This window comes from Staphylococcus condimenti (assembly GCF_001618885.1).
In the GTDB taxonomy this organism is placed as follows: Bacteria; Bacillota; Bacilli; order Staphylococcales; family Staphylococcaceae; genus Staphylococcus; species Staphylococcus condimenti.
This window is the reverse complement of record NZ_CP015114.1, coordinates 1,720,702-1,746,353: the sequence shown is the minus strand read 5'-3', so window position 1 is coordinate 1,746,353 and position 25,652 is coordinate 1,720,702. Positions and strand designations below refer to the sequence as shown.

Below are 25,652 nucleotides of genomic sequence, written 5' to 3'. Positions count from 1 at the left end.
ATAGGGAAATGGTGCAATTTGGGGCGGAGAAGTGAAAAAAGAAAAAACATCGAATCCTCGGGGGAGTCGATGTTTAGATATATTAATTTAAGAAAAAATCATCTATTTCTTGTGTGTTTTTTACTATTTCACTTTCATCCACTTTAAAAGCCACAGCATATTCCACTGTGTTATTAAAACGTTGTGTGGAAGAAATAGTTCTATCAAAAGCTTTTTGCGTTATTTCTAACAAGTGTTTATATTCTCTATAAATACGTCTAATAATAAACTGGTATTCTTCATCCATTTTTATTACTAATTCTTTATATTTTTGATTCAATTCCTCTTGAGATATTTCATCTTTTTTGAAAATACCTTTTAATGATTTAATAAAACCAGAAAAATCATCAATCATATAAAGAGCAGATACAGTTACAATTCCTGTTAAAATACCTCCAATGATACTTCCTACAGGAATTGCAAATAGACCAAAAGGAGTAGTTCTCAAATATAAAATCAAACTTTCAGTCATTATACCTCCAAGAGAGCCTATTATTACTCCAGTAAAAGCTTTTATCGCGGCTTTATATTTTTGATTAGAATCCTCAAAATCATTAGAAAATAAAGTCTTAACGGCAGAAACGAGCCCTGAGAAAGATTCAGAAATTATCTTCACCATTCTCTTATAAGTAGTTAGGAATGAATTAATTATGAATGTTATTATATTACTAATAAAACCACTGATAAACCCTTCTGGGAAACCTTTAAGAATCTTCCATTTCTTCTCTAATAGATTATCCTTAATAATTTCACAACTTTTTTTAAACTCTTCAGTTTTTTCTTTAAAATTTTTCATACTTTTAAGGTTGCCTAAATAATTCTTCATTTCTTTTGAAAATTCATTACCTAGCTCGTATAAAAAAATTCCTAATGCTTGTTTGAGTGCAAAGTTACTCCCCTGTTTTAATCCTGCATTAACTACACCTTTTTTTATATGTTTATATTTCTTTTTTTTATATTCCTTTTCTATGAATTCTGTTGAAGTTTTATACCTTTCAGATACTTTTTCATTATCTAATTCATATAATTCACCGTTAGTTTTTTCGGGGTCCCTTTTACTTTTACTTTCGTTCCACTCTAATAAATTATTTTTGCCTTTAGATTGATTTGCTGAACCATCTGTTGGAGTAATATTATTTGGATCTAATGCTATTTTCGCTGCTTCTTCTTTAGAAGTATAAAGTTTAAATTTTTCATGTATTTCTTTAGCTGAAGTAACGTGGTCCATATGAAAATTTGAATGGTTCTCTGCTGTCCTATTAGTATTATACCCATCAGTTAAATAGCCTTCTTTATTCAAATTATTTTTTTTAAATTTATCAATTTTTTTTCTAGCATTATTAGAAGCTTTAACCATTCTCTTGCTTTTTTCCCCTACTCCAGGATTTGTATTTTTTAATCTAATATATTCTGGAGTATTTTTTACTGGGGTTATTTTATTTCTTATATCTTCTCTCACTTTTGTCGCCTGATAATTTAGTGTTGATAATCCCGGAGTCTCTAAAATTCTTTGACCACTTTTATCAATCGAAAATATATCATTACTATAATCACTATGCTTATATTCTCTTGTATATCTTGCTTTCGTTTCTTCATCTGCGAATATACCTTTTTTCGCATTATACTCTGTAGAAACGTTTCCACCGTCTTTATAGCCGCCAATTAGTTGTCCAATTCCAAATTGATTAATAATTTGAGTTAAAACTATTTCCTTATATTCATCTAACAATTTGTTAGACACTTCTTTTATTTTTTCTTCTTCACTTTTAAAAATCTCAGTGCCTTTAAGATAGTTTAAATCAACAAATCTATCAAAACTTACGGTATTTTCCATAAGTTATGCCTCCTGACCTATTGCTCTATTTAATAATTCCGTTGCTCCTTTTGCTTGATTGATTAGGCTGCCTAAGTCATTAACTAATTCATTATCATTAGCTTGTTTAATTAAGTTATAATCCATTTTGTATTTTGATGCTCGATCAAACACACTTGTGAAATAAGGTTCTATTAAGTCATTAGTATTTTGAGTTAAAGATGTTGTTTCTTTAATTTCTTCTCTAGTACCTTTTAATATTACTGCTTGTTTTTTTATCTCTAATGCTTTTTCGCGTGCTTCATTAGCCATTTTCTTATTTTTAGAATTAGTAAATATACCAGCCCCAACAAGTGAAATTCCGCCAATCGTCCATCCTATAGGGCCACTAAGCGCTAAAAGGGTTGTTCCTGCAGCTGTTCCGCCTCCACCTGCAACTAGCGCTCCGCCTCCAAGCCAAGCTAATGCTGCATTAGTCGCGGCTGCTCCACTTAATGCTGAAATTGCTGTTCCTGTAGAAGCTGTTCCAAAGGTTGTTGCGATTGCCATTGCTGCAGCAGGTCCAAAAGCAGCTACTCCAGCTCCAGCAGCAATTCCAGTTCCTATGCTCCCTGCTGATTTCTTTAAAGTGGATTCTACTTCAGCATTAACTTCTTTTACAAAGTTCTCAAATTTTGCAAATTCAATTCTTAATTTTTCTACCTTCACTTGTACTTCTTCAGGTTTATTTCTCATATTATTTAAAAATTCCCAAATCTTTTTTACATGTTCTTTCAAAATTAATCTAGTTGCATATAATTCTTCTGAATCAGTTACTAATAAGCCTCTTTCTTTTTCATATTCTTCGGCATTTATTTCATAATTTCTTAATGCTTGTTTTCTATTCTCTTTATTAAACATTTCCCTAACCTCGCATATATTTTATATAATTTGTTTATTGTTTTTAAAATAAAACTACTTAATGTGCATGTTTTTAAATCAATTTCTTACATGTATTTTACTATATATCTTACTGAATTTAAGATAGTCATTATTTGTCTATCCTAATAATTTAAAAATTTATTTTTTGAGCCTTGCCACACCTTAATGAAGATATAAATATATTAACTTCCAAGATACAGAAGCTAATATAACTACATTTTAAACCCAAAAAAATCGCTTTATTTTTTCGAAAATTTCACGTAGTTCACTTTCTAATTCACGATAGAACTCTTCTTCATCTTGATTTTCGTCATATTCTATTACAAATATCATGTCGATTAGTTTTCTCTTTTGTCTGTCGGTTAACTTGAACATGCATATCATCCTTTCATCTTGGATTACTTGTATCATACATATGCCCCCAGACAAATTTTGTCTACCTCAATATTGATTTATCATCTTTTTCAACTCTTCTAAATATAATTCTTTTACTGATTGTGGAGACAATACCTTCACTTTACTTCCTTGAGAAAGCAGCCACATTATAATGCCGTTACCTATAACTTCAATTTCAACTTCAAAGCGATTATTTTCATAGTCTTTTTTAAGTAATTTTGCAGTTGGAAAGCGATCCATGACTGATTCTATAATTCCATTATTGAATTCAAATCTTACGCGCTGCCATTCCCCTCCATACATGAAATAAATACGTTGTTTCAGCTCTCCTTCTTTAAAGTAAGGTGAATCTGGAGTGGCAATTCTTTTTTTAATACCTTCATATTCAAGAATCCGATCTAAACGATAAATAATAACTTGTTCTTTCTCATTCACACCTACAACGTAAAAATAAAGTTCTGAAAACGTAATATACATTGGCTTGATTACATGATGCTTAACTTTATTCATCGCATTCGAATATTCAAATGATAGTGATTGACCATTTTGAATAATGAGATTGATATCCCATATTTTGTCTAAAAGCGGTTCCTCATGAATCATGGGGTGATAGTGTGTCATTTCAGAAAGGATTGCTTGCTCAATAATATTACGGTCCTCTGGTTTGAGACGTTCTGTTAAATGTGCAACTGTTTTATCTATTTCTTCTTTAGTAAGCCCTCTTGCTGCCATCAACATTTTGATAATGGCTAGTACTTGTTTTTGATTAATGTTTTGATTGCCATTATTAAACATCTTAAAGGCATTAATTTTATAATCATATTTGATATATAAATGTTCAGTTGCCTCATAGCTACTAATAAATTTATTGAGCTCAGAAATATACCTTTGGATTGTTCTATCTGACTTATTATCAAAATATTGACTTATTGTAGATTTTGTAAGTTTTTCGCCGTCTAAAAAACGTAAATATAATTCAAGTAATTGTATAGATTTCGCCATTTTGACACCACCATTCCCTCTATTTCAACAAATTATATCATTAAATTTAATGATTTTATTTTTAAGTTTTTGTAAATACAAATAAACTACACAATATAGACAAAAATTGACTATCTATACATATACAATAAATGTATGAGAGTATTGCATTAAGTATTTTGTAGTGTACTTATACTTATTTTTGCTAAAAGCAAAAAATACAATAAAGAAGGGATGAGGGAAATGAATTTTCAAAACGGTTCTGAAAATCCTCAAAGATTTCAAGAAGTACCAAAAGATGATCGCACAATGGCAATGGTAATGTGGATTTTAAGTTTATTCACAAGTTTTATAGGTCCTTTAATTATTTGGTTAATGAAAAAAGATGAATCTCCTTTTATCAACCAACAAGGTAAAAACTATTTAAATTATGCTATTAGTTATGCAATTTACGGAGTAGTTTCATACATTTTAACGCTTATTATTATAGGTATCATTCCATTAATTGCTATCTCGATTGCAAGTATTGTTTATACAATCATGGCTATTATTGCCGTTAACAAAGGCGAAGATTATGTAGTACCATTCTCACTTTCAATCATTAAATAGCAGAACCTAAACAAAGCAAGCCTTGGGATGGTTTGCTTTGTTTGGTGTATATTCTATTTACTTCAAATTATTTCTCATTTTTTTAAATAGAGCATTCATATCATCATCTATCTTCTTAAAGAATGCATCATTTTCTAATTCTTCTTTCGTTTTCAATAAATTTTCTTTTATTAGCAAAGCATAATGACGACTTATTGTCTTATATGCTTCGGCAATTTCTTTTTTTAATTTGTCGTCCCCGAATATCACCTGTTCCAACTGCTTCTTAATTGCTATCATAGGATTCTCATCATTATGTATGCTCATTAAAAATAGATGTTCAGTAGTTTTAAGGTCAAAATTCATTATCATAGCATCAATAATTTCTCCCTCTTCTTCAGGATGGATAAGATCCATTTTATTTACTGCAAATAATGTTTTGTTTATATATTGTTCTTTATCTTGAATAAAATTTACTTCTGCTGTACATCCACCTTGGTCTGCACTACATAAAAAAATATGAGCAGAAGCTTCTTTAATTTGAGTATCAATATTATCTTCTTGTACCTTACTGAGTGTCGTAATACTAGGTGTATCTATAATTGCGACACCTTCTTTCAAAAAATTTGAATCCAGAAAAACTTCCAAGTATTCTATTTCGCTTATATCACTTTCACTTAATTCGACTAGTTTTTCATTATCTATGGTAATGATTTCACCATTTTTCAGATGAATCTTCGTACCTTCAATACTATGTGTATAATCAGAGTGCTTGATGTAAGTTATTACTTTTGTTGGACTTGTTGGCAGTACATTTTTATTTACTAGTTTATTAATAAAGGTAGATTTCCCAACTTTGCTGTCCCCCGTTATCACAATTTCAAATTTTTTTCTTAAAAAGCTTTCTCGTATTCTTTCAATTTCAGAGATGTTTTTTAGCAGTTTAAAGTTTGTTTCATTTTGTTTAACATACTCTAATAAAATCTCAGTAACATCCATTATTTTACTTCTATCTTCAACATACTTTTCTCTATAATAGTCCATAATTTTCCCCTCCGAATGAAAGCGTGTAATTTGCTATTTTCAACATATCATTTTGCCTAGTCAAAATATGTCTATGGTTATATATATGATATTCATATAAGAGAGTTGATGTTTATAAGTTAACTTAACACGATCCTCAATCTCACATAACATTAGATAAAATTATTACTGAGACAATATATATGACAACAAATAATGAATAGACCTTTATGTATTCTTAAGAAGTCGAATTTTAAAATGAACTATTTCCACATATTTTTCATGTGTAAAAAATCCTAATACTATCTAAGGAGATGATCAGTATGCTCGGAATCGATAAATTTGAAATCATTTTTAAAGGAAAACATTATGATAATCGTTTAGCTCAAAGTATTGCTAAGAATTTATACTATTACGGAGTTAAACATAATCCTAAAATCTTTGATATTAAAGATTTGAAAATCAACAGAATTATTTATTAAGGCTTTAAAGAAAGCACTTCCTCAACAATCATGAGAGTGCTTTTCAAATTCAAAAATCCAACTTATTTATTATCAAATAAACTCATCAAAACTAAAGGAGAAAGACAGTTATATATTGAGCAGCGGGCATTATATAGCTTGTAAATAATTAATATAGCGAAAAAGCACAAACTCATTCCTGAGATTGTGCTTCTTAATTACGAACTTATTCATTCTAATGTTTTTGAAAACGAAGTAACTTTTCTTTTTCCTTCTATATGTTTATTGACTAACATGATTTTGCAATATTTATTTTTCTCTCTTTTACTAGGTAGCAAGGTAACTACAAAGATATATATACCTAAGGCAATAGTAATAGGGATAAAAGAAATGTGAAAAACTAAAAATAAAAATGATAAAAAAGTAATATCACCTGCTCCGAATTGATTAAATGTAAGGTCAGGCAGATATGGTATTGTCATTAACATCACTGTGAATAGTATCGGTAATAACATAGACTTACCGCTATCGTGAAACCTTCTAATAATCAATGTTAATACAGGAATAAGTAAGACAAATGAAGCAAGAAAATAAAACATCGTAATAAATAAAAATAATGCCCCTCCAAATATAAGAGATATACCTGTTAAAAAAGTAATTAAACCAAACAAACCAATTAACATAACTGGAATTGTTATGATAGCTAGCCATGCTATAGTAAACCAGTATTCTCTCCTCGTCGCACATCCTTTAAAATTAAAATAATTTTTCCAAAACAAACCAAAACACTGAGCAAAATTTGCTTGTTCTTTCATGCTGCACCTTCTTCTTTTCATTTAACTTTTAATTGTATAAGTTAATTATACTGAAAGATCATAAATAACATCAGTACTTTTTGCATATATAATTAACTCTTTGAAAGAAATAAGTTTCATTTACTTAGATATTATACATAATTAACATCATTATTTTTTATACTTCCACAACTTACTAATATTAACTTGCAATATGCATGATAAAATATAATTTACTGATATAGAAATAGTCTCACTCTGTTCTCCATTAATTAATACAATCACTTTCCATAAACTCCACACAAAGGTGTATTAATTGTGAAAGCGCTTTAATTTAAGATGGAATTAAAGAAATTAATTGGAGGTCAGTCATATGTCAAATTGGCTAGAAATTGGAAATAAAGTGATTATCGTAACTGGCGGAAGTTCAGGAATTGGGAACGTTATTGTAAAAGAACTATTAGATAACGGAGCCATAGTTTATAACGCAGATATTAAAGGTAACGACTTAACTCATAAAAATTATCATTTTATCCAAACAGATGTAACTAACAAAGAAAATGTTTCAGAAACTGTTAGAGAAGTTATTCAAAGTGAGAAAAAAATCGATGTTCTAGTAAATAATGCAGGTATCAACTTACCTCGTCTGCTAACTGATTCTATAAAGGAAAAACCCGAGTACGAAATAAATGAAAAAGATTTAGATTTAATGTTTGCTGTGAACTTAAAAGGACCGATTTGGTTTAGTCAATCAGTTGCTGAACATTTTATCGAAAATAACTCCGGCACTATTATCAATGTTTCAAGTGAAGCCGGACAAGAAGGGTCAGAAGGACAAAGTCTATATTCAGGAACAAAAGCAGCACTTATTGGATTAACAAGAAGCTGGGCAAAAGAATTAGGGAAGTTCAATATCAATGTTGTCGCAATTGCCCCTGGAATAATTGAAGAAACAGGTTTAAGAACTCCTGAATATGAAAATGCTTTAGCTTATTGCAGAAATACCACGGTAGAAAAATTAAATGGGGATTATTCTAAATCTATTCCTTTAAGAAGAGTAGGAAAATTAACCGACATTGCTGATTTAGTTTGCTACTTAAGTTCAAACAAATCGAGTTATATCACTGGAACAACTATTAACATTTCAGGCGGTAAATCAAGAGGTTAATCCCCAATAAATAGAGGGGGTATAATATGCCGCTAAATCAAAAACACTTTAAGTTGGTCCAAATTTTATTAAAGTCAAATTTACCAATAGATAAAGCAGCTATTGAATTAGATATCTCAGAAAAAACGATTATAAATTATATCAAACAAATCAATCGAGAATTCACAGACATCTTTTCTATTAGAAAAAGAGATTCTCTTTTAGTTTTAACTATTATGGATGATCAAAAATTTTGGGATGAATTAAATAAGGATAGCATCTTAAATAATGGTTCTGAAAGTATTTTAACAAACCGCTTAGGAAAATTGTTTTATGAATTAATTATAAACGATATTTCTCTTATTGATGACTTGAGCGAAAAATTATATTTAAGCAGAACTGCGCTTAATACATTAGTAACAGAACTTAGAGAAAAAATAAAAGAATACAATTTACAAATCATAGGAAAACCTAATGTTGGAATTTCCTTAAAAGGCAAAGAAATTTATATTAGAAAATTTACAATAGAAAAGTTGCCGAAAATTCTCAATGAGGAAGAATTGCCTCAACCTTTAAACGAAAAATTAGATAAGCTTAAAAACACTATGAATCTAGATACCCAAACCTTTTTCAACCTACAAAATTCAATCAAAATTACATTACTTAGACTAAGTAAACACAAATTCATTGAAAAAGATAGTTTTAAAAATACAGATGCAGCTATTTTTAAATCCAATGAATTTAACACCTTGAATTTTCTAAATGAATATATATCTCAAACGTATGCAAGTAGTAATTCAAATTACGAACTTCTTCTTATTGCTATACAACTTTTAGGAAGAAGAGCTTCACTAATGGAAGAAATAATTAATGAATCAGATGAAAAACTCATTATGAAAATAATTAACAATACCATTAGAGATGTAAAAAGGTATTTCGATATCCAAATAGATGAAGATTTATTTAACAAAGATATTAAACTTCACATCAAACACCTTATTAATAGATTGATTTTTAATATTAAGCTAGAAAATAATGTTTCTGCTGAAATGGATATTCAATTTCCATTTGCCTTTGAACTTTCAAAAATTTTAGGTGATAACATCACTAAATATACAGGTTTATCTATTTCAAAACCTGAATTAGGATTTTTAACAATATACTTCAGTGTATATTTGGAACAGTTAGAGCAAAGATTTTCAGATATGAAAAACATAGGTATTTATACAGATGGCGGCCTAAGTACTATCAAATTGCTTTCTAGTTATCTTTATAAAATATTTGGAAAAGATATTTCTATTGAAGCTATTGAAAAAACTGATTTGAGTATCGTGGAATCTGAATATGATTTCATTATTTCTACTCAACCGCTAAATCGTTTATTCAATAAAATTATATATATTGAAAATGTCTTTAATGAAAAACACTTCAAGCTTCGCATTGAACAATTTTTGATTTATAAAGATATTAGCAATAAAGAAGTCTTTAATAGAAGTGTAATATTAGATTTTATTAATGAACGAGATTTTTATCATTTATCAGATGCCGATGACTATTATTCAGTTATTCATTTTTTAGCATCAGAAATGATTGATGAACAACGCGTAGATAGTAAATTTGATCAAACGATTATAGAGCGCGAAAAATTAAAATCCACAATAAATAAAGCTGTGGGTTTTCCTCACGCTACTCATTCAATGGAAGGTATCCAAATCAAAGTAGCCATATTAGATAATACAATCAAAAGTTATCCTGACTTGAAAATTGTTATATTAATTGCTACGCCAAAAACTATAAGTAATGAAGCTATATTAATCAGAATTTATGAAGAAGTATTAAGCATCACTAAGAATACGTATTTAACAAAAAAAATTACAAGTCAGACTGATTTTGAGGATTTTGTATATTTATTAAACGAAGAGATGAGGGATTAATCATGTTTATTATACTGTTAATTATTTTAGCTGCTGCGGGTTTTGTAATTCAGTATGGCTTAGGATTTTTACAAATCAAACATTTTACCAAACATTACACTGAATTACGTTCTAAAGGTAGAGTAGCTATCGGAAGACGTCCCTCTATCTTTAAAGCCGGCACGCTTGTTTTATTGCAACTTAATAATAAAAACGAAATAGAAGATGCACGGTATATGCAAGGTGTTACTGTATTTTCCAAAATCAAAAAGCTCAAAGGCTTAGAAGGTAAAAAAATCAAAAAGCTCAAAGATACAGATTTAACTAATTACAATAAGCTACTAATTAAAGCTATATTAGATGCTCAACATACATTTAATGTTATTCAAAACGGTGGCACAATCGAAAAAATACCTTCTCCTGTTATGAAGGTAGTAAACAAAGTAAATCGTTTATTTAAAAACGAAAGGGGATTAAAAAATGGATTACATCGTTAAATTCGCTGAAGGTTTTATCAAATTATTCCAAACAGGAGCAGATACGTTTATTGACTGGATGGGTTCTATTGTACCTTTAGTGTTAATGTTATTAATTGCTATGAATACGTTAATCCAATTAATTGGTGAAGATCGTATTAATACTATTGCCACAAAGTCATCTAAGAACCCACTAATGAGATATTTAGTTTTACCATTTTTAGGTTCATTTATGTTAGCTAATCCAATGGTTCACTCATTAGGAAGATTTATGCCTGAAAAGTACAAACCAAGTTATTTTGCTTCTGCTGCGCAATTCGCACATACAAGTAATGGTATTTTTCCACATATTAACCCGGCTGAATTGTTTATTTTCTTAGGAATCGCTCATGGTATTGAAAAGCTAGGATTACCAACAGCAGATTTAGCTGTACGATACCTCCTTGTTGGTTTAGTTATGAACTTCATTGGCGGTTGGATTACAGACTTTACAACAAGTTATGTAGAAAAACAACAAAACGTTAAATTAAGTACTGAAGTTAAAATGGAAGGATAAGGTGAGCTGCTATGAATGAAAAGGCTAAAATTGTAAAAGGTTCTGGTGGTTTTGGAGGTCCATTAATTATTGGTGTAACAGGCGAAAAAAATAAACTTGTTTATATCACAGGCGGCCATCGCCCTGAAATTGTAGATAAAATTGCTGATATTACAGGAGCTGAACCAGTCAATGGATTCGAAACTTCTGTTCCTGAAGAAGAAATTATGGCAGTAATTATTGATTGTGGCGGTACGTTAAGATGTGGTATTTATCCAAAAAAAGGAATTCCAACAATCAATATTATGGCAACAGGAAAAAGTGGTCCTTTAAGACAATATATTACTGAAAACATTTATGTTTCTAACGTAGGAGTTGAACAAGTTTCTCCGTTTTCTGAAGAATCTACAGAGAACAATAATACAATTGCTGCTACTAAAGAGCAAGGTGAAAAAGAAAGTGAAAGCACGCCTAAATATTCTAAAGATAAAAAAATCATGGAAACACGTGCCGAACAAGAAAATAAAAGTTTATTAACAAAAATCGGTTTAGCTGCAGGTAAGGTTATTAATACGTTCTACCAAGCCGCTAGAGATGCAGTAGAAACTATGCTCTTTACTGTTATACCATTCATGGGGTTTGTAGCATTATTAATCGGGATTATTCAAGGATCTGGTATAGGAGATTTGTTCGCTAAAATTATGTCTCCATTAGCAGGAAATATTTGGGGATTAATGGCAATCGGTTTCATTTGTTCCTTACCTTTCTTAAGTCCATTATTAGGACCTGGCGGTGTAATCGGACAAGTACTAGGAACACTAATTGGCGTTGAAATTGGAAAAGGAAATATCCCTCCTAATTTGGCATTACCTGCTTTATTTGCAATCAATACACAAAACGCTGCTGACTTCATTCCTGTTGGTTTAGGGCTGGCAGAAGCAGAAACAAAAACAATTGAAGTGGGTGTACCTTCCGTTCTCTATTCAAGATTTTTAAATGGTGTGCCTAGGGTATTCGTTGCTTGGTTAGCAAGTTTCGGATTATATAAATAACTATTTGCTCAAAATAAATAAAAAGATATAAAGGAGTCATATTTATGTACCAAACTGAAGTTATTAATTTAGGACAGGACGCAAATGCATTTGCTGAAGAAAAAATGGTGATTCTATTCGGCAGTAATGCGCCGGCAGAGTTAGAAGATTATTGCTATATTATCAATGTAAATCCTGTTGAAGAAGATATTACAGAAACAAATAAATTAATTATTGATGATCAAACTTTTGAGATTACTAAAGTTGGTAATGCAGTGAATAAAAATTTAAATAACTTGGGTCATATTACATTGAAATTTGATGGTAGTACAGAAGCGGAACAATCCGGAACATTATATTTAGAAGATACAGAAGTTCCTTTTATAGGTGTTGGAAGTAAGATAACAATAAAATAGCATACAAAAGACAACTCGTCTTGAGAGATGAGTTGTCTTTTAACATTTATAGCACACATTAATTAGTAATATTTCACTTTCACTTAATATAAAAGCTTAAAACCGCCAAAAATTTTGAGATGATTTTTTTATACTAGTACTACAATTATCAACTTACTTATTATAATGCTCTGAGCCCAAATTATTATTAATATAGTATAATGTTTCAATTGCTTCGTTTAATTGTTCTTCAGTAAATGTTTGATTGTTTTGATTTTCAGGATGATGTATCAGATTTCTTATATATGTTGGGATAGTATAATTGTAATCTTTTATTTTATCTTTAAAATTCCTTCTATATACAACAGTTTTATTAACACCTTTTCTTTTTAAATAATAATCGAAGCTCGTAATTTTGTCTTCTCCGGATATATGTTGCAAATAACCATATAATTCATTAAAAAATTCGACATTCACTATATCAAAAGCTAAGTAATTTATTTCTCCCCATGTAGGGCTAAATGGAAACGAATTAATATTTTGACTACAAATTACTTTTCTATCGCTTTCACTTTTGAATATTTTAATATCGTCTATATCATTATCAAACTGTTTCAATAAATATGGAGAGTGAGTAGTTATAAATACCTGGGTTTCACGGGAAATTTTTCTAAAGGCATTGATTATTCTAGCTTGTGCTTTCGGATGCAAAAAAGTTTCGGGTTCATCTATAAAAAATAAAAGTTGCTTAGCATTCTCTTTGTTTACTATATTAGAATATACTTGTATTAAGCTCATAGCTAAAGCTCTTTGCATTCCTGTTCCTTTTTCACTAACTTCCGTAGTGATGTTATTTTCAGTTAAATTTATTGTGCCATGTTTTAAAAAATTATTCATATCTGGTAATTCGAATTTAAATTCAACTTCTGCTTCACCGTATTGCTCACTTATTATTTTTTGCAACTCTTTTTCTGTATCATGCAGCGAGTTTTTCAAACCTTCATCGCCAAAAGCTTTTTCATGAGCTTTAATTAAATCTTTATAAACTTTTGAATGCTGAAAATCTTTAGTTATACTATTAATTAATTTTCCTATTACTTTTGTTTTTCCAAAATCTCGGTACTCTTCATTTTTTATATCCGAGTACACAAACTGAGCATCAAACAGGGCATTTATCGTTTTATCGATACCAGTGGGATTTTCAAATTGATTCTCTATATTATTCCAAGTCCGAATATTTTTAATATCTAAATCCTTTTTTCTACCGTTTTGGACTACAGAATCATTTTTCGAACTTCTCTTAATTGTAATATTGAGAGTTTCGTTTTTTTCATATATATAATTTTGATATTTTTTCAATTCATTATTATTTACGATATCTTCTATATCATCTCCGCTTAATGTGATTTCCACAGCTATCTCTTCTTTTTCTTTTCCAATAGTAATAAATTCCCATTTATCTTTTCCATTTTGAATGAATTCTACAGCTTTAAAAACTGTAGTCTTTCCACAGTTATTATTTCCTACAAAAAAGTTTAATCCATCATTAAATTGTAATTCATTAATTCCGTTGAAGCTACGAAAATTAGTTAATTTCATATTTGAAATATACATTATAAGCCTCCTAAAAAATATAATATTATATCAGTTTCATCAACCTTTTATATCTGATCTATATTCTCTATCGCTTGTACTTCACTGCCATCTGTATAGACTTTAATCGTATAACCATTATCTTTGTTTTTATCATAATACCAAGTATCTCCCCGTCTTTCATTAGGAGTATTATGGAAGTCTGTAAACTCACTTGTACTCATATCATGTGGTGTCACAAAGACATGGTCGACTTGGTTATTGTTATCATAACTTACCGCTATGTTGCCATATTGATATGCTTCATTTCCGTTAATATCCATTGTACCTTCTGCTTTGCCGTAGCTATGTTCAATACTATCTTTCGTATTACCGATATAAAAACCATCATAGCCGCTACTATTATCTGCATTCATATAATTCTCACTGAAACTATCTGTATTTACATTAATACTGACAGGTTTCGTTTCCGGCAATTCATCTTCTTTATTCGTAGTACTTTGATTTTGATCAGACGTCGTTGAATGATGCTCCTGACCTTTATCAGCATTTTTATTACTGTAAGCATTATAAGCGGCATAACCTATTCCAGAAATCAATAAAGCAATCACAAATCCAATCACAACAAACAACCAAGCAGGCTTCTTATGATTAGACGATGGCCTTTGTTGTTGATTAACCGCGCCCCCTCTGTTCATATTTGAACGTGACGGTTTCTCTCTTTGACTCTCTGGTACTTTTGTTCCGCATTTTGAACAAAATTTCTCATCCGGCTCTAAAGGTTTCCCACAGTGCGTACAAAACTTCACATTTAAATCCCCTTTCAAAAATGGTTGCATTACAGTTATTATAAGAAAAATACTAGGAAGATACTAGGTTAAAAAATTCTTTTAATCATATCTTTAAGATTAAATTAAAAAGTGAGTTTTACATCAATTTAAACAAAAATTTACAACTGAAAAAGACACTTTTAGAATTTAAATAATTAATTTTATTGTGATATAGATATCTATATATGAGTATGCTACTATGAAATTAATCGCAATACAATATTGTGTACTAAACAAACAAAAATTTAAAAGTAAACAAGGGGGAACTACCATGTATTGTCCGAATTGTGGTGCGCCTGTAAGTGCAGATGACCGCTTCTGCGGCGAATGCGGAACTGACCTAACAAAGTCAAAACCAGTAGCTGCTTCACAAAAGCAAGACCAACCTGACACTTCCCGCGCAAACGCCACATCAACATCACACGCTGAAACACAATCTGAAACACAACCTAACAGTCAAACACTCAAACATCCCAACATCGAAACACACTACAACCAAACACAACAAGAACAACATACAAACTACAACCATCAAGGACAACACACAACTTCAAACCAACAACCTACATTCAACTCAGAAAAATTCAACCAACACGCAAATGACATCAAACATGAAGGTTCTAGCTTCTTCAGCAAACTCTTTAAAACACACGACAGTGTCGTAGCAGAAGATAAACCTTTCAGTCTTAAATTTATTGGTATATTATCAGCTGTTTTCTTAATCATTTCGTTACTTGTAATTATGCTTTTAGTACCTAAAGAAATATCTTACTTCGGTGTCTCTAAAGGCAGTATCGTATCTAATTTCTTCTTCAGTCTTGTACTCTTTATCGCACTCGGTTATGGCATTTTGGCACTTACAGCACGCTTGACGATTAAAGATCCAATCAGTTTTGTAAAATTATTATCTGATTTCGTCTTTGTTAATACATTCTCATTCATCTTATTTATTTTAGGTGTGCTATTACTGAGAATGGAAATTATCTCTATCGGTTCATTCTTAACATTATTAGGTATTATCAGTTTCTATTCAGCAGCTATTTATATCATTACAAAATACTCAAGCTTCCATGCCATTCGTATTCCAGTATTTTTCGGTATTTTGCTTTACATAGCATTGCAGCTGATTGTTTTAATGATTTATGGTGAAATGGTACGTAATTCCTTAATGGACAGCTTCAAAGATCTAATGGATGATTTCTCACCGTTTGGCGGTGGTTACTAATGCGTTACTGTAAAAATTGTGGACATGAAATTAAAGAGGGCCAAAAGGTCTGTACACAATGCGGAACGCCGGTCGATCAATCTCAACAACCTAGACGTACTTCACAATACAGCAATCAATCACCGCGTAAACCAATGTCTCCTTTGGCTTGGGTGATTATAGCATTACTTATCGCTGTCGCAATCATTGCGGTAATCTTGTTCTTTGTTGGAAAAACACAAATGAATGTCACTAAAAAAGCTGATTCAGTCGCTTCTGCGATTAGAAATGATAATGTTGACCAACTGAAAAATAATGTTACCTCTGACGGCAAACCTTTAACTAAAGAAGAAGCTAGAGCCTTTTTAGATTTAATGAATGAATCTGACTTAAACAACAAAATGGCAGATCAAGTAAAAGACAAAGCTAAAAGCATGCAAGATCAACATCGTGACAGCAACTTAGTTGAATATAACGGTGAGAAAGTCATGGATATTAAACAAGAAGGACGCAAATGGATTTTCTTTAAAGATTATAAATTTGATATTCCAAGATACGACATCTATATGGACAGTATGTCAGATATCGATGAATTGAAATTTACACGTGAAGGCAAAACTCATACTGTTGGAGATAATGGTAAAGTCGGAGACTTCCCGCTTGGCTATTATGAACTGAAAGCAACGAAAACTGAGAATGGAAAAGACTATAAAGGACAACTTCAAGTCTTCTCTTCTCAACATATGAAACAAGCTAATCCAAACTTCAAGCAGATTAAATTCTACGTGAACATCGACAACTCAAACATTTATGACTCAGATACAACGTTATATATCAATAATGAGAAACATGAAATGGATTCGAGTGAGGAATATGGACCTTATCCTCCAGATGAAAAAGTTGAAGTTTACGCAGTAGCAGATGTAGAAGGTAAAAACTTTACTTCTGATAAAGAAATCGTAAAAATCTCAGGAGATGGAGATTCTACTGAAAATGTAGACCTATCATTTGATGATAATGCTATTTCAAAACACATCGAAGATAAAGAAAGCAGCGAAGATGATGACGATGACGACAGCAGTTCAAGTGATGACGAAGTGACTCGCGAAAATGTTATCGACAAAGTTGAATCATTTGAAGGCCACCTGCTAGATACAGATGAATATACTTTCAAAGAACCAGAAAAAACAGGCGGTGGATGGGGCTTCTCATACACTGATAAAGACGGCAACTTAGCCGGATCTTATAAAATCGATAGCGATGGATACGTCAGAAAATATGACGAGCATGGTGATGAAATCGATTCTGGTTACGGAGATTAATAGAAACTGCTCAGACTTTAAAGTCTGGGCTTTTTTATTTTGTACTACTTTCTTTTCTACTGCTATTGAAGCTTTTCCTGTCCATACGATTTAAACATTTATTATCTTATTCAAATTTTAAACATCTACGTTTGCTTTCTCAATGTGTACAAAGGGTGTAATCGTGTTATAGTTCAATTGTTCAATGGTTTAATTCTTTGAACGAACGGAGGAGTTTAATGAAAAATCCTGAGGAATTACAAAAACTAACAAATGAGTTTCAAGAATGTCAGGATGTATTAATTGCGATTAGTGATGCAACACGCCAAGCAATTATGCTGGCATTAATAGAAATCGGCTGTAATGAAGGAATGCGTGTTGGAGAAATTACAGAGAAGACACATTTATCTCGTCCAGCTGTTTCTTATCACTTACGCGTATTAAAAGAAGCTAATGTTGTAACAGTAGAAAAAGTCGGCACAATGAATTTTTATTCCATTAACCCTGAAAATACGAGTATCAAATCTTTACAAAAACTAATTAATCACATGAATGATTATATTGAAGAATATTATGAACCACGTGAAGAAGGAGCGTTTTAATATGACAAATTTATTGGGTACAAAATTAGAACAACCAAATTTCACAACTAAAAATCGTTTTTATAAAGCATCTATGAGCGAAACATTAGGAGATAGTCATAACAGTCCTACAGTGAGTATTGTAAATTTATATCGTCGCTGGTCTCGTGGAGGTGCTGGTTTATTGATGACAGGCAATGTCATGATTGACCGTAATGCATTAGGCGAACCTGGCAACATCGTTATTGAAGACGAGCGTGATTTACCAATGTTGAAACGTTGGGCACAAGCTGGAACACAAGTAAATACAGAACTATGGATGCAGATTAATCATCCAGGCAAACAATCTCCAAAAAGTCTATCTGAACAACCAGTAGCACCAAGCGCTATTCCATTATCAGGCGGAATTGAAGGAGCATTCAACCCGCCACGTGCATTAACTGAAGAAGAAATTTTAGATTTAATTAAACGTTTCGGCAATACTGCACGAATTGCGAAAAAAGCAGGATTCACAGGCGTACAAATTCACGCTGCACACGGTTATTTAATCAATCAATTCTTGTCTCCCCATCATAATCAACGTGAAGATCAATGGGGCGGTAATGCAGAAAATCGTATGCGCTTCTTGATGGAAGTGTATCGTGAAATGCGTCGCCAAGTTGGAGAGGATTTCCCTATTGCGATTAAATTAAATTCTGCAGACTTCCAACGTGGCGGATTTACTGAAGAAGAATCAATGCAAGTGTTAGAAGCTATCGATAAAGCAGGTATTGACTTAATAGAAATTTCAGGTGGAAACTACGAAAACCCTGTTATGTTTGAAGGTAGCAACGTACGCGAAAGTTCTAAAAAACGTGAAGCATATTTCTTAGATTATGCTGATAAAGCACGTAAATTAGTCAAAGCGTCTATTGTTGTTACTGGCGGTTTCCGCTCTGCTGAAGGTATGGAAGATGCTCTTGAAGGCGGTTCTATTGATATGGTCGGCATTGCAAAACCTTTCGCAGTAGATCCTGACCTGCCAAATCAAATATTAAATGGTACTTATGAAAAGATTGAATTACCTAAGATTACTACTGGAATAAAAGCACTAGATAAAAAATTGTCTTCTGTACTTGAATTAAGCTGGTATGAAAAACAATTTGATTTAATGGCACATGGCAAACAACCTGATATGCATTTGAGTATATGGAAAGGTTTATGGAATAGTATTAAGAAAAATGGCACAACTGCTTTCACGCAAAGAAGAGGATAACAAAGACACCAAGACAAAACCACATCAAAAAGCGAGGAAATTAATGATGGCTTATACAAATCAAAAAGCATGGAAAGCAATCGAAGCACATTTACCTGAGAAATTTCACTTTAACGAAAACTATAAACCTAAAGAAGAATGGTGGAACTGGAAAGGACACCGTGTACATTTAGATACGTTCCGAAATGAAAATGCGGATGCTAAAATCATTTTATTACATGGCGTTGGTACAAATGGACGACAACTCTCTTTAATCGCTGGTGGACCACTGGCTAAATTAGATTATGAAACGATTGCGATTGATATGCCGACTTACGGTATGACCCAAGTTAAAAAAGGAACAGTAGTTACGTACGATGACTGGGTCGATTTAGCATCAGATTACATTGATGAAGAAAGTCAAAAAGATAATCGTCCTATCTTCTTATATGGATTGAGTGCAGGTGGTATGGAAACGTATCATGTTGCTGCTAAAAACAAAAAGGTAAAAGGCATTGTCGGTATGACGTTCTTAGATCAAAGAAAACAAATGGTACGAGATGAAACAGCACATGATATCTTTATGAGTCGTGTCGGTATTCCAGCTGCTGGGATGCTGAGTAAAATCGGATTAGGTGGCATTAAAATCCCGATGAAAGTTGCCTCTAAGATGTCTACACTAGTAAACAATGATGATGTTTTACAAGTCATGCTTCATGATAAAACGTCAGCTGGTAATTTAGCTACAATGACTTTCTTAGATTCATACGGCAATTATCAACCAGCTATGGAACCAGAAGAATTTGATACTTGCCCTGTATTACTGACTCAACCAAGTTTAGATCGTTGGACTCCTAAATTTTTAAGTATCCCTGTACTTTCAGGTTTAAAAAAAGTGGACCATGAAATTGTAGATTTAGAGAATGGCGGGCATTATCCTGTAGAACAGCCTGCGCTTGATCAATTGGTTGAAGCCATTGATCAATTTGTTAAAAAGTATAAATAGAGGTAAGACTGACGTTTGTCTGAAGTTAGAGTACCGGGCGTGTTAAAAAGCATGCGTTTCCTATGTTAGAGGTTACGCATGCTTTTTGTATTACTTTAAATATGAGTTTCTCCCCTACTCCATTTCTCTAGCAAAAGTTGTATCATCATCAGAAAATCTTTGTGCGAAATCAACCAGTATATCTTTATACGTATCTACTGATTGAATATCAGCATACTCGTCATCACCGTGCCAATTCGCACCTGATGGACCAAATTCAATTGCAGGTACACCATGTTTCATGAAATAACCTGTATCTGCATATCCATGTTGGCCAAATACTTTAGGGGACGGTTCGCCCGTTGTTTGTTCAATGCTGCTTAACAACAATTGGATATGAGGATCATTAATATCATTATCTACTGGAATTGAGGCATGATGTATCTCTATCTCTGCATCAGTCACACTTTGAATTTCTTTTAGAATAGATTCTTTAGATTGTTTTGGGAGATAGCGAATATCAATAGACATTTCGCATGAATCAGGAACAACATTGTAAGCTTCTCCACCTTTGATTTGTGCGAGATTGATAGATGGACCGCCATATAGATCATCTGACTCTTTAGCAAACGGCAAACCTAAAATGGCCTCGTATGCTTTATATGCTTTCACAATCGCATTTTCACCTTCCCAAGGCCGGCTGCCATGTGCAGATTTTCCTGTGAAATGCATATCTACTTGCAAGATTCCTTTTGCTTTATACCCAATTCCAAGTTGTGTAGGCTCCCCACAAATAACAAAGTCGCCGAGGTAACCATTGTCTGTAAGATAAGATGAACAATAGATACCGCCAATTTCTTCATCTGTTACAAGTTGAAGCTGTACTGAGGTCTCACCTAAATCCTTGTTCTGCAATTCTGAAACAGCATTCATCATTGCACTGACGCCTGCTTTCATATCTATTGACCCACGTCCGTATATTTTGTCACCTTTAATTTTAGGTTCGAATTGTTCTGGCTGACCGCTTACCACGTCAACATGTCCATTAAAAATAAGTCTGTTCTCTCCATTGCCGACTGTACACACCAACATTTTGTACCCTTGGTTTGTAATTATTTCTGGATGCAAACCATTACTTTCCAACCATTCTTTACAAAAATCAATCGTGTCGTTTGCGTTTCCTAAGTTCGAACCTTCGAATTGTATCAATGTTTCAAGTAGCTCTAATGTTTGTCCCATATTTTCCCCTCCTAAATTATCTATCATCACCACTGTCTCTCTAATCTATGTATAGTTATATTACCTTTTTATATAGAGAACATGTGAATAAGAATTAAAAAAACTGACAACTCAGCAGTTGTCAGTCATATCATATATATATTTATTCATCATTTTGGTCAGATACTGTGATAGTTATCTCATTTTCATTATCCACATCAATAAAAATTGTGCCGCCTTCTTCGAGTTCACCACTTAATATCTTGTCTGTGAGGTTGTCTTCAATCAATTTTGTAATGCCTCGTTTAATCGGTCTTGCTCCATTCTTCAGATCATAACAAGCGTTTGCGATAAATTTTGTTGCCTTATCACTGATAACCACTTTATACCCTTGTTCTCCAATCAACTCGATTTCTTCAGCCAATAAAAGCTGTGTAACCTTTAAGATTTGAGCTTGTTCAAATGGTCTGAAAGTAATTAATTCATCGATACGATTTAAAAATTCAGGTCGAAAATAACTGAAAAGTGCTTCTTTTACAGTAGTTTCCACATTATCATAATCAAGTTCTGAATTAACCGTTTCACCAAAACCGACAACTTTTCTCGAGCGAATATCACTTGCGCCGATATTAGACGTTAAGATAATAATCGTATCACTGAAATCAACTGTCATTCCCATCGCATCAGTCAATCTGCCATCATCAAAAACTTGAAGTAATGTATCAAAAATTTTAACATGGGCTTTTTCAATTTCATCAAATAAAATAACGGATTGTGGATTTTCTTTAACTGCATTTGTCAGTAACCCTGCTTTATCGTAACCAACGTAACCCGGGGGCGCGCCAATCAATTTAGAGACTTCATGTTCTTGTTGATATTCAGACATATCAAAACGAATCATATGTTTTGTATCTTTGTAAAGTTCCTCAGTCAGCACCTTTGCTGTCTCTGTCTTACCAACACCTGTTGTTCCTAAGAACATAAACACACCAATTGGACGATTAGGTTTCTTAAATCCAAGCTTTGAGCGTAATACTGCATTAGATACTGTTTCAACAGCCTCATCTTGTCCAATGATTTTACGTTGCATGTTCTCTTTTAAGCGGCGTAATCTTTCGTGTTGCATATTTTTATCCAATAAGTCATCATCTCCAAGCGTTTCACCCAATTTTTGTTCAATCGCAGCTTTTATATCTGCTTTTGTAACACGCTTATTGTAATCTTTTTGTCTTGAATGTGCTCTTTGCTGATTATAAGTCGTTTGAAGTGTTTCCATTTCTTCTCTGATTTGATTGATAGATGCTTCATTGAATTCAATTTGCTTTGCTTCTTCCAGCTTTGTTTTCAGGGCTTGAAGAAGCTGATTATATTGTTCATTCAATTCAACCATATTACCTTCTTCAATACGACAAATAGCTCCTGCATTATCCAAAATAGTAAATGCCAAATCTGGAAGTTGCTCTTTTGGAAAATATTGTTTTCCTTTACGTACCGCAAATTCGATTGCTTCTGTATCATAATTCACTTGATGAAAGCTTTCATAAGGTAAAATAGCTTGATTTAAGATTTCGATTGCACTTTCAATTGAAGGTTCTTCCACAGTCACTTTTTCGAATCGGCGGACCAAAGCTGGGTCATTCCCCATATAATAGAGCCACTCTCTTGGAGTTGTAGCACCAATCATTCTAAAATCTCCCCGTGCCATTGCTGGTTTTAAAGTATCTGTAAGTGATTTCGAACGTCCCAACATATGAATTTCATCAATAAATAGTAATACGTTCTTTTCTTTTTTCATTTCAAACATAAAACGTTGAATCGCACGTCCGGAATCTCCCGAAATGACTGAGATCAAATCATTCATGTTAAATTGCAGAATCTTCTTTCCTTCTAAAGAAGGAATTTCATGGTTCACAATCTTAAGTGCCAGTCCTTCCACAATTGCAGATTTACCCACGCCTCCTTCGCCAAGCAACACAACATTATTCTTATCACGTCGTGTTAAGGCAATCTCCATGTGTCTGATTTCATCATCTCGATTAATGACAGTCATGAATTCTTTATGACGTGCTTTCTCGGTTATGTCTGTCGCAATATCATTTAAAATAGAGTAATCTGGATTATTTAATTTATTACTTAAGCGGCTTTCTTTGATTTGTTTATCTCTTTCCTCTTCCTCAGCTCTTCCATCATAATAATTCGAAAATTTATGAGATCCGAATTCAAAACTATTAGTTAAACCGTCTCCGTCATACATATGTGCATATTTAAGCATCAGCTTTTCAACAATTTTATGAGCATTACTTTGTTCTTCTTGAGCTATACCCATTAAAATCCAATACGTATCGATACCGCCGTTCGGTTTGACCTGTTCTCTCATTTCATCAGCAAACTGTAAGATTTTAAGCAAATCTTCAGAAACTGGATAATCACTCATATAGTCAATAAGGTGATGTGAATTTTGTTCTTGAATCAACTGAACAGGATGTGATTTTATATGTTTATTTCTCATTTTCTTTACTTGGTATTCAGAAACCTCATGCAATTTGTCATTTTTTTGAGCTTCGAATTTATCACGTGTTTCAACCATTTCTGCAGAAGCAATTTCATCTTTAACTTTAGATTTTGTCAAAGAATAGCGACCTAAAGCATAGGCCGCTCCTGTATCATTAGTGGACACCGCTGCAAGTAGTAAATCTTGTGTTTCAATTACTTTGTATCTCTTCTCTTTCACAATTAGTAGAACTGCCTCAAAAGTTTCTTTACATTGTCTCGTAAGATTATAATGCTTCACTTCAGTTTGAAGAGTATCCAAATGACATTGCCCCTTTAATGTGAATTAGGTACCTTTAACTCAATTTACGCGTAGCACCATTATATAACAGGTTGCGAAAATCAAGTTAATAGTCAATGTAATCATTTGGAGTATAAACATACTAAAAAGAGACTTATTACATTTAATTATTTTTAATGATTTCGTCTAATTTATTACTGAAATCTTCCATTTTTAGTTCCTTTAAAAGTAAATCAATGGCTTCATTAACTTTTTCTTGAGGATTTTCAACAGAGCTATCGTATAATTCAACATTATTTTTGGAAAGTGATGCGCTTTGCTTCCCACCAAACCAAAATATTGGCATTTTAATAATATCTTTAAAATCAACACCTTTTTGTTGAGCACTTTGCTCTAAAAATCCTTTCCAAAATTTCTTTTTACCCTCTTTCAATTCAAAACTTCTAAACACTGTTACAGTGTTTTTATCTTTTAATAATTTATCCACTATAACATCTGCTGCTAGGCGACCACTTGGCAACTTCCAATCTGTTGCTATTACTTGATCACTATTACTTGAGCGATATGGTAGCATTTCAACATTACAAATTGCAATATTTTCTGCAGCTTTTTCAAACTCTTTTTCTACATCATAATCAATATTATTTTGAACTACTATTTCTTTAACCAGCTTCATTTTTTCAAACAAATTATAGTAATATCCAATTGCATCTTTTACTGCATTGCTTTTTTTGTTATCTACACTTATTTTCTGAAAAGCTTTCGAATAATATGCATGTAAATAATAAGCGACTTTCTCAATTAACTTACTATTATAATCTTTAAATTTTCCTTTGTCGTTTTTTATTAAGAACAAATTCTTATCCTCTTTAAAAATTTTATATAGCTTTTTCAATTCTTGAGACATCACATTTTCATTTGAAATAACATGTTCTAAATAAAAGTTAGAGTCACCACTATATTCTTTAGATTCAAAATCAAAATGTTCACCATTAACAGTTTGTTCTGCTTCTTTTTCTTTATTAACATAATCTTCAACATTTGTTGTTTTATTAGCTTCATTATTTTTCATCTGTGTTCCTGGATTATATAAACCAAAAATAAACTTCGCTTTCTCAATATCTCCTAAAATTTGATTAGGAATTCCCCATTGGGCTGCTTTACAGTTGTCTGTATTAATATATGGTGCATCTTCTGGATGAACCCAAGTAAAATGATCACTGTTTGCACCTGTTTTATATAATTCAATATATTCTTCCGCTTTTTCTTTGATATCATACTGATTACTATTACTCCAAAATGCTTTTAATTCCTCAATTGATTTTTTTAAATTATCGCTGTTTGTCATATAATTTTCTCCCTCTCTGCCTGAAATACTTGGTTATATAAAAATTGAATTTCA

Annotated in this window: 24 protein-coding genes; 13 read left to right on the top strand and 11 right to left on the bottom strand. The window is 32.0% G+C overall.

The features are described 5' to 3' along the window. Positions 1-82 precede the first annotated feature (82 nt). The 4 genes from A4G25_RS08610 to A4G25_RS08595 form a co-directional block, all read right to left on the bottom strand. Entirely contained in the window at positions 83-1,873 is a 1,791-nt protein-coding gene (locus A4G25_RS08610; protein ID WP_047132122.1) for a phage tail family protein, read from the bottom strand. Between the two features lie 3 nt (positions 1,874-1,876). Beyond that, complete coding sequence (locus tag A4G25_RS08605; RefSeq protein WP_047132121.1) at positions 1,877-2,752, bottom strand: hypothetical protein; 876 nt, start codon at positions 2,750-2,752, stop codon at positions 1,877-1,879. Between the two features lie 240 nt (positions 2,753-2,992). After that, a complete protein-coding gene (locus tag A4G25_RS08600; protein ID WP_156483161.1) occupies positions 2,993-3,148 on the bottom strand; it encodes a hypothetical protein in 156 nt (51 codons plus the stop codon). Positions 3,149-3,214: 66 nt separating this feature from the next. Beyond that, positions 3,215-4,171, bottom strand: a complete 957-nt coding sequence (locus A4G25_RS08595; protein ID WP_047132119.1) for a helix-turn-helix transcriptional regulator — start codon at positions 4,169-4,171, stop codon at positions 3,215-3,217. Between the two features lie 222 nt (positions 4,172-4,393). On the opposite strand from A4G25_RS08595, the gene A4G25_RS08590 reads away from it, so the two are divergent. Further along, positions 4,394-4,759: a DUF4870 domain-containing protein gene (locus A4G25_RS08590; protein WP_047132118.1), complete on the top strand. Its 366-nt coding sequence runs from the start codon at positions 4,394-4,396 to the stop codon at positions 4,757-4,759. Positions 4,760-4,816: 57 nt separating this feature from the next. Here the strand turns inward: A4G25_RS08590 and A4G25_RS08585 are convergent, their stop codons facing one another. After that, a complete protein-coding gene (locus A4G25_RS08585; RefSeq protein WP_047132117.1) occupies positions 4,817-5,782 on the bottom strand; it encodes a dynamin family protein in 966 nt (321 codons plus the stop codon). 302 nt (positions 5,783-6,084) lie between these two features. Between A4G25_RS08585 and A4G25_RS12990 the strand changes: the two genes are divergently transcribed. Next, on the top strand, positions 6,085-6,243 hold the full coding sequence (locus A4G25_RS12990) for a hypothetical protein (protein WP_156483160.1): 159 nt from the start codon (positions 6,085-6,087) through the stop codon (positions 6,241-6,243). A 209-nt stretch (positions 6,244-6,452) separates the two neighbouring features. Here A4G25_RS12990 and A4G25_RS08580 read toward each other — a convergent pair whose 3' ends face one another. Continuing rightward, on the bottom strand, positions 6,453-7,037 hold the full coding sequence (locus A4G25_RS08580; protein WP_047132116.1) for a DUF805 domain-containing protein: 585 nt from the start codon (positions 7,035-7,037) through the stop codon (positions 6,453-6,455). Between the two features lie 352 nt (positions 7,038-7,389). Between A4G25_RS08580 and A4G25_RS08575 the strand changes: the two genes are divergently transcribed. The 6 genes from A4G25_RS08575 to A4G25_RS08550 are packed head-to-tail and all read left to right on the top strand — an operon-like array spanning position 7,390 to position 12,534. Next, the gene (locus A4G25_RS08575; protein ID WP_047132115.1) at positions 7,390-8,184 is read left to right on the top strand and encodes an SDR family oxidoreductase; all 795 of its coding nucleotides are present in this window, start codon (positions 7,390-7,392) and stop codon (positions 8,182-8,184) included. Between the two features lie 26 nt (positions 8,185-8,210). Next, positions 8,211-10,097: a BglG family transcription antiterminator gene (locus A4G25_RS08570; protein ID WP_047132114.1), complete on the top strand. Its 1,887-nt coding sequence runs from the start codon at positions 8,211-8,213 to the stop codon at positions 10,095-10,097. Positions 10,098-10,099: 2 nt separating this feature from the next. Continuing rightward, a complete protein-coding gene (locus tag A4G25_RS08565; RefSeq protein ID WP_047132113.1) occupies positions 10,100-10,573 on the top strand; it encodes a transcriptional regulator GutM in 474 nt (157 codons plus the stop codon). After that, positions 10,557-11,108, top strand: coding sequence for a PTS glucitol/sorbitol transporter subunit IIC (srlA, locus tag A4G25_RS08560; protein WP_015901558.1), 552 nt, complete (start codon positions 10,557-10,559; stop codon positions 11,106-11,108). Before A4G25_RS08565 ends, srlA begins: the two co-directional genes overlap by 17 nt. Before the next feature lie 11 nt (positions 11,109-11,119). Next, positions 11,120-12,139, top strand: coding sequence for a PTS glucitol/sorbitol transporter subunit IIB (gene srlE, locus A4G25_RS08555; RefSeq protein ID WP_015901559.1), 1,020 nt, complete (start codon positions 11,120-11,122; stop codon positions 12,137-12,139). Between the two features lie 44 nt (positions 12,140-12,183). Next, positions 12,184-12,534 carry a PTS glucitol/sorbitol transporter subunit IIA gene (locus tag A4G25_RS08550; RefSeq protein WP_047132112.1) on the top strand — a complete coding sequence of 117 codons (351 nt, stop codon included), beginning with the start codon at positions 12,184-12,186 and terminating at the stop codon, positions 12,532-12,534. Between the two features lie 153 nt (positions 12,535-12,687). Here A4G25_RS08550 and A4G25_RS08545 read toward each other — a convergent pair whose 3' ends face one another. Together A4G25_RS08545 and A4G25_RS08540 are read right to left on the bottom strand one after the other, a co-directional pair. Beyond that, the gene (locus A4G25_RS08545) at positions 12,688-14,127 is read right to left on the bottom strand and encodes an ATP-dependent nuclease (protein WP_047132111.1); all 1,440 of its coding nucleotides are present in this window, start codon (positions 14,125-14,127) and stop codon (positions 12,688-12,690) included. Between the two features lie 47 nt (positions 14,128-14,174). After that, positions 14,175-14,915 (bottom strand): zinc-ribbon domain-containing protein, encoded by a 741-nt coding sequence (locus A4G25_RS08540; RefSeq protein WP_052766755.1) that lies wholly within the window; start codon positions 14,913-14,915, stop codon positions 14,175-14,177. Between the two features lie 292 nt (positions 14,916-15,207). On the opposite strand from A4G25_RS08540, the gene A4G25_RS08535 reads away from it, so the two are divergent. The 5 genes from A4G25_RS08535 to A4G25_RS08515 all read left to right on the top strand — a co-directional run bounded on the left by A4G25_RS08535 (position 15,208) and on the right by A4G25_RS08515 (position 20,262). Next, positions 15,208-16,161: a zinc ribbon domain-containing protein gene (locus A4G25_RS08535; RefSeq protein ID WP_047132110.1), complete on the top strand. Its 954-nt coding sequence runs from the start codon at positions 15,208-15,210 to the stop codon at positions 16,159-16,161. Next, complete coding sequence (locus tag A4G25_RS08530) at positions 16,161-17,462, top strand: TcaA second domain-containing protein (protein WP_047132109.1); 1,302 nt, start codon at positions 16,161-16,163, stop codon at positions 17,460-17,462. Before A4G25_RS08535 ends, A4G25_RS08530 begins: the two co-directional genes overlap by 1 nt. Before the next feature lie 218 nt (positions 17,463-17,680). Further along, complete coding sequence (locus A4G25_RS08525) at positions 17,681-18,043, top strand: ArsR/SmtB family transcription factor (RefSeq protein WP_047132108.1); 363 nt, start codon at positions 17,681-17,683, stop codon at positions 18,041-18,043. Position 18,044: 1 nt separating this feature from the next. Beyond that, positions 18,045-19,277 carry an NADH:flavin oxidoreductase/NADH oxidase family protein gene (locus A4G25_RS08520; protein ID WP_047132107.1) on the top strand — a complete coding sequence of 411 codons (1,233 nt, stop codon included), beginning with the start codon at positions 18,045-18,047 and terminating at the stop codon, positions 19,275-19,277. After that, a complete protein-coding gene (locus A4G25_RS08515; protein WP_232011939.1) occupies positions 19,243-20,262 on the top strand; it encodes an alpha/beta hydrolase in 1,020 nt (339 codons plus the stop codon). Before A4G25_RS08520 ends, A4G25_RS08515 begins: the two co-directional genes overlap by 35 nt. A gap of 114 nt (positions 20,263-20,376) precedes the next feature. On the opposite strand, the gene A4G25_RS08510 is transcribed toward A4G25_RS08515, so the two are convergent. From A4G25_RS08510 to A4G25_RS08500, 3 genes are all read right to left on the bottom strand, one after another. Further along, positions 20,377-21,480, bottom strand: coding sequence for a M20 family metallopeptidase (locus tag A4G25_RS08510; protein WP_047132105.1), 1,104 nt, complete (start codon positions 21,478-21,480; stop codon positions 20,377-20,379). 142 nt (positions 21,481-21,622) lie between these two features. Continuing rightward, the gene (locus A4G25_RS08505; RefSeq protein WP_047132104.1) at positions 21,623-24,271 is read right to left on the bottom strand and encodes an AAA family ATPase; all 2,649 of its coding nucleotides are present in this window, start codon (positions 24,269-24,271) and stop codon (positions 21,623-21,625) included. A 142-nt stretch (positions 24,272-24,413) separates the two neighbouring features. Then, positions 24,414-25,598: a hypothetical protein gene (locus A4G25_RS08500; protein WP_047132103.1), complete on the bottom strand. Its 1,185-nt coding sequence runs from the start codon at positions 25,596-25,598 to the stop codon at positions 24,414-24,416. Positions 25,599-25,652 lie beyond the last annotated feature (54 nt).

Coding starts and splice junctions, on each gene's coding strand:
- A4G25_RS08610 (WP_047132122.1), bottom strand. CDS start 1,873: ATGGAAAATACCGTAAGTTTTGATAGATTTGTTGATTTAAACTATCTT.
- A4G25_RS08605 (WP_047132121.1), bottom strand. CDS start 2,752: ATGTTTAATAAAGAGAATAGAAAACAAGCATTAAGAAATTATGAAATA.
- A4G25_RS08600 (WP_156483161.1), bottom strand. CDS start 3,148: ATGTTCAAGTTAACCGACAGACAAAAGAGAAAACTAATCGACATGATA.
- A4G25_RS08595 (WP_047132119.1), bottom strand. CDS start 4,171: ATGGCGAAATCTATACAATTACTTGAATTATATTTACGTTTTTTAGAC.
- A4G25_RS08590 (WP_047132118.1), top strand. CDS start 4,394: ATGAATTTTCAAAACGGTTCTGAAAATCCTCAAAGATTTCAAGAAGTA.
- A4G25_RS08585 (WP_047132117.1), bottom strand. CDS start 5,782: ATGGACTATTATAGAGAAAAGTATGTTGAAGATAGAAGTAAAATAATG.
- A4G25_RS12990 (WP_156483160.1), top strand. CDS start 6,085: ATGCTCGGAATCGATAAATTTGAAATCATTTTTAAAGGAAAACATTAT.
- A4G25_RS08580 (WP_047132116.1), bottom strand. CDS start 7,037: ATGAAAGAACAAGCAAATTTTGCTCAGTGTTTTGGTTTGTTTTGGAAA.
- A4G25_RS08575 (WP_047132115.1), top strand. CDS start 7,390: ATGTCAAATTGGCTAGAAATTGGAAATAAAGTGATTATCGTAACTGGC.
- A4G25_RS08570 (WP_047132114.1), top strand. CDS start 8,211: ATGCCGCTAAATCAAAAACACTTTAAGTTGGTCCAAATTTTATTAAAG.
- A4G25_RS08565 (WP_047132113.1), top strand. CDS start 10,100: ATGTTTATTATACTGTTAATTATTTTAGCTGCTGCGGGTTTTGTAATT.
- srlA (WP_015901558.1), top strand. CDS start 10,557: ATGGATTACATCGTTAAATTCGCTGAAGGTTTTATCAAATTATTCCAA.
- srlE (WP_015901559.1), top strand. CDS start 11,120: ATGAATGAAAAGGCTAAAATTGTAAAAGGTTCTGGTGGTTTTGGAGGT.
- A4G25_RS08550 (WP_047132112.1), top strand. CDS start 12,184: ATGTACCAAACTGAAGTTATTAATTTAGGACAGGACGCAAATGCATTT.
- A4G25_RS08545 (WP_047132111.1), bottom strand. CDS start 14,127: ATGTATATTTCAAATATGAAATTAACTAATTTTCGTAGCTTCAACGGA.
- A4G25_RS08535 (WP_047132110.1), top strand. CDS start 15,208: ATGTATTGTCCGAATTGTGGTGCGCCTGTAAGTGCAGATGACCGCTTC.
- A4G25_RS08530 (WP_047132109.1), top strand. CDS start 16,161: ATGCGTTACTGTAAAAATTGTGGACATGAAATTAAAGAGGGCCAAAAG.
- A4G25_RS08525 (WP_047132108.1), top strand. CDS start 17,681: ATGAAAAATCCTGAGGAATTACAAAAACTAACAAATGAGTTTCAAGAA.
- A4G25_RS08520 (WP_047132107.1), top strand. CDS start 18,045: ATGACAAATTTATTGGGTACAAAATTAGAACAACCAAATTTCACAACT.
- A4G25_RS08515 (WP_232011939.1), top strand. CDS start 19,243: ATGGCACAACTGCTTTCACGCAAAGAAGAGGATAACAAAGACACCAAG.
- A4G25_RS08510 (WP_047132105.1), bottom strand. CDS start 21,480: ATGGGACAAACATTAGAGCTACTTGAAACATTGATACAATTCGAAGGT.
- A4G25_RS08500 (WP_047132103.1), bottom strand. CDS start 25,598: ATGACAAACAGCGATAATTTAAAAAAATCAATTGAGGAATTAAAAGCA.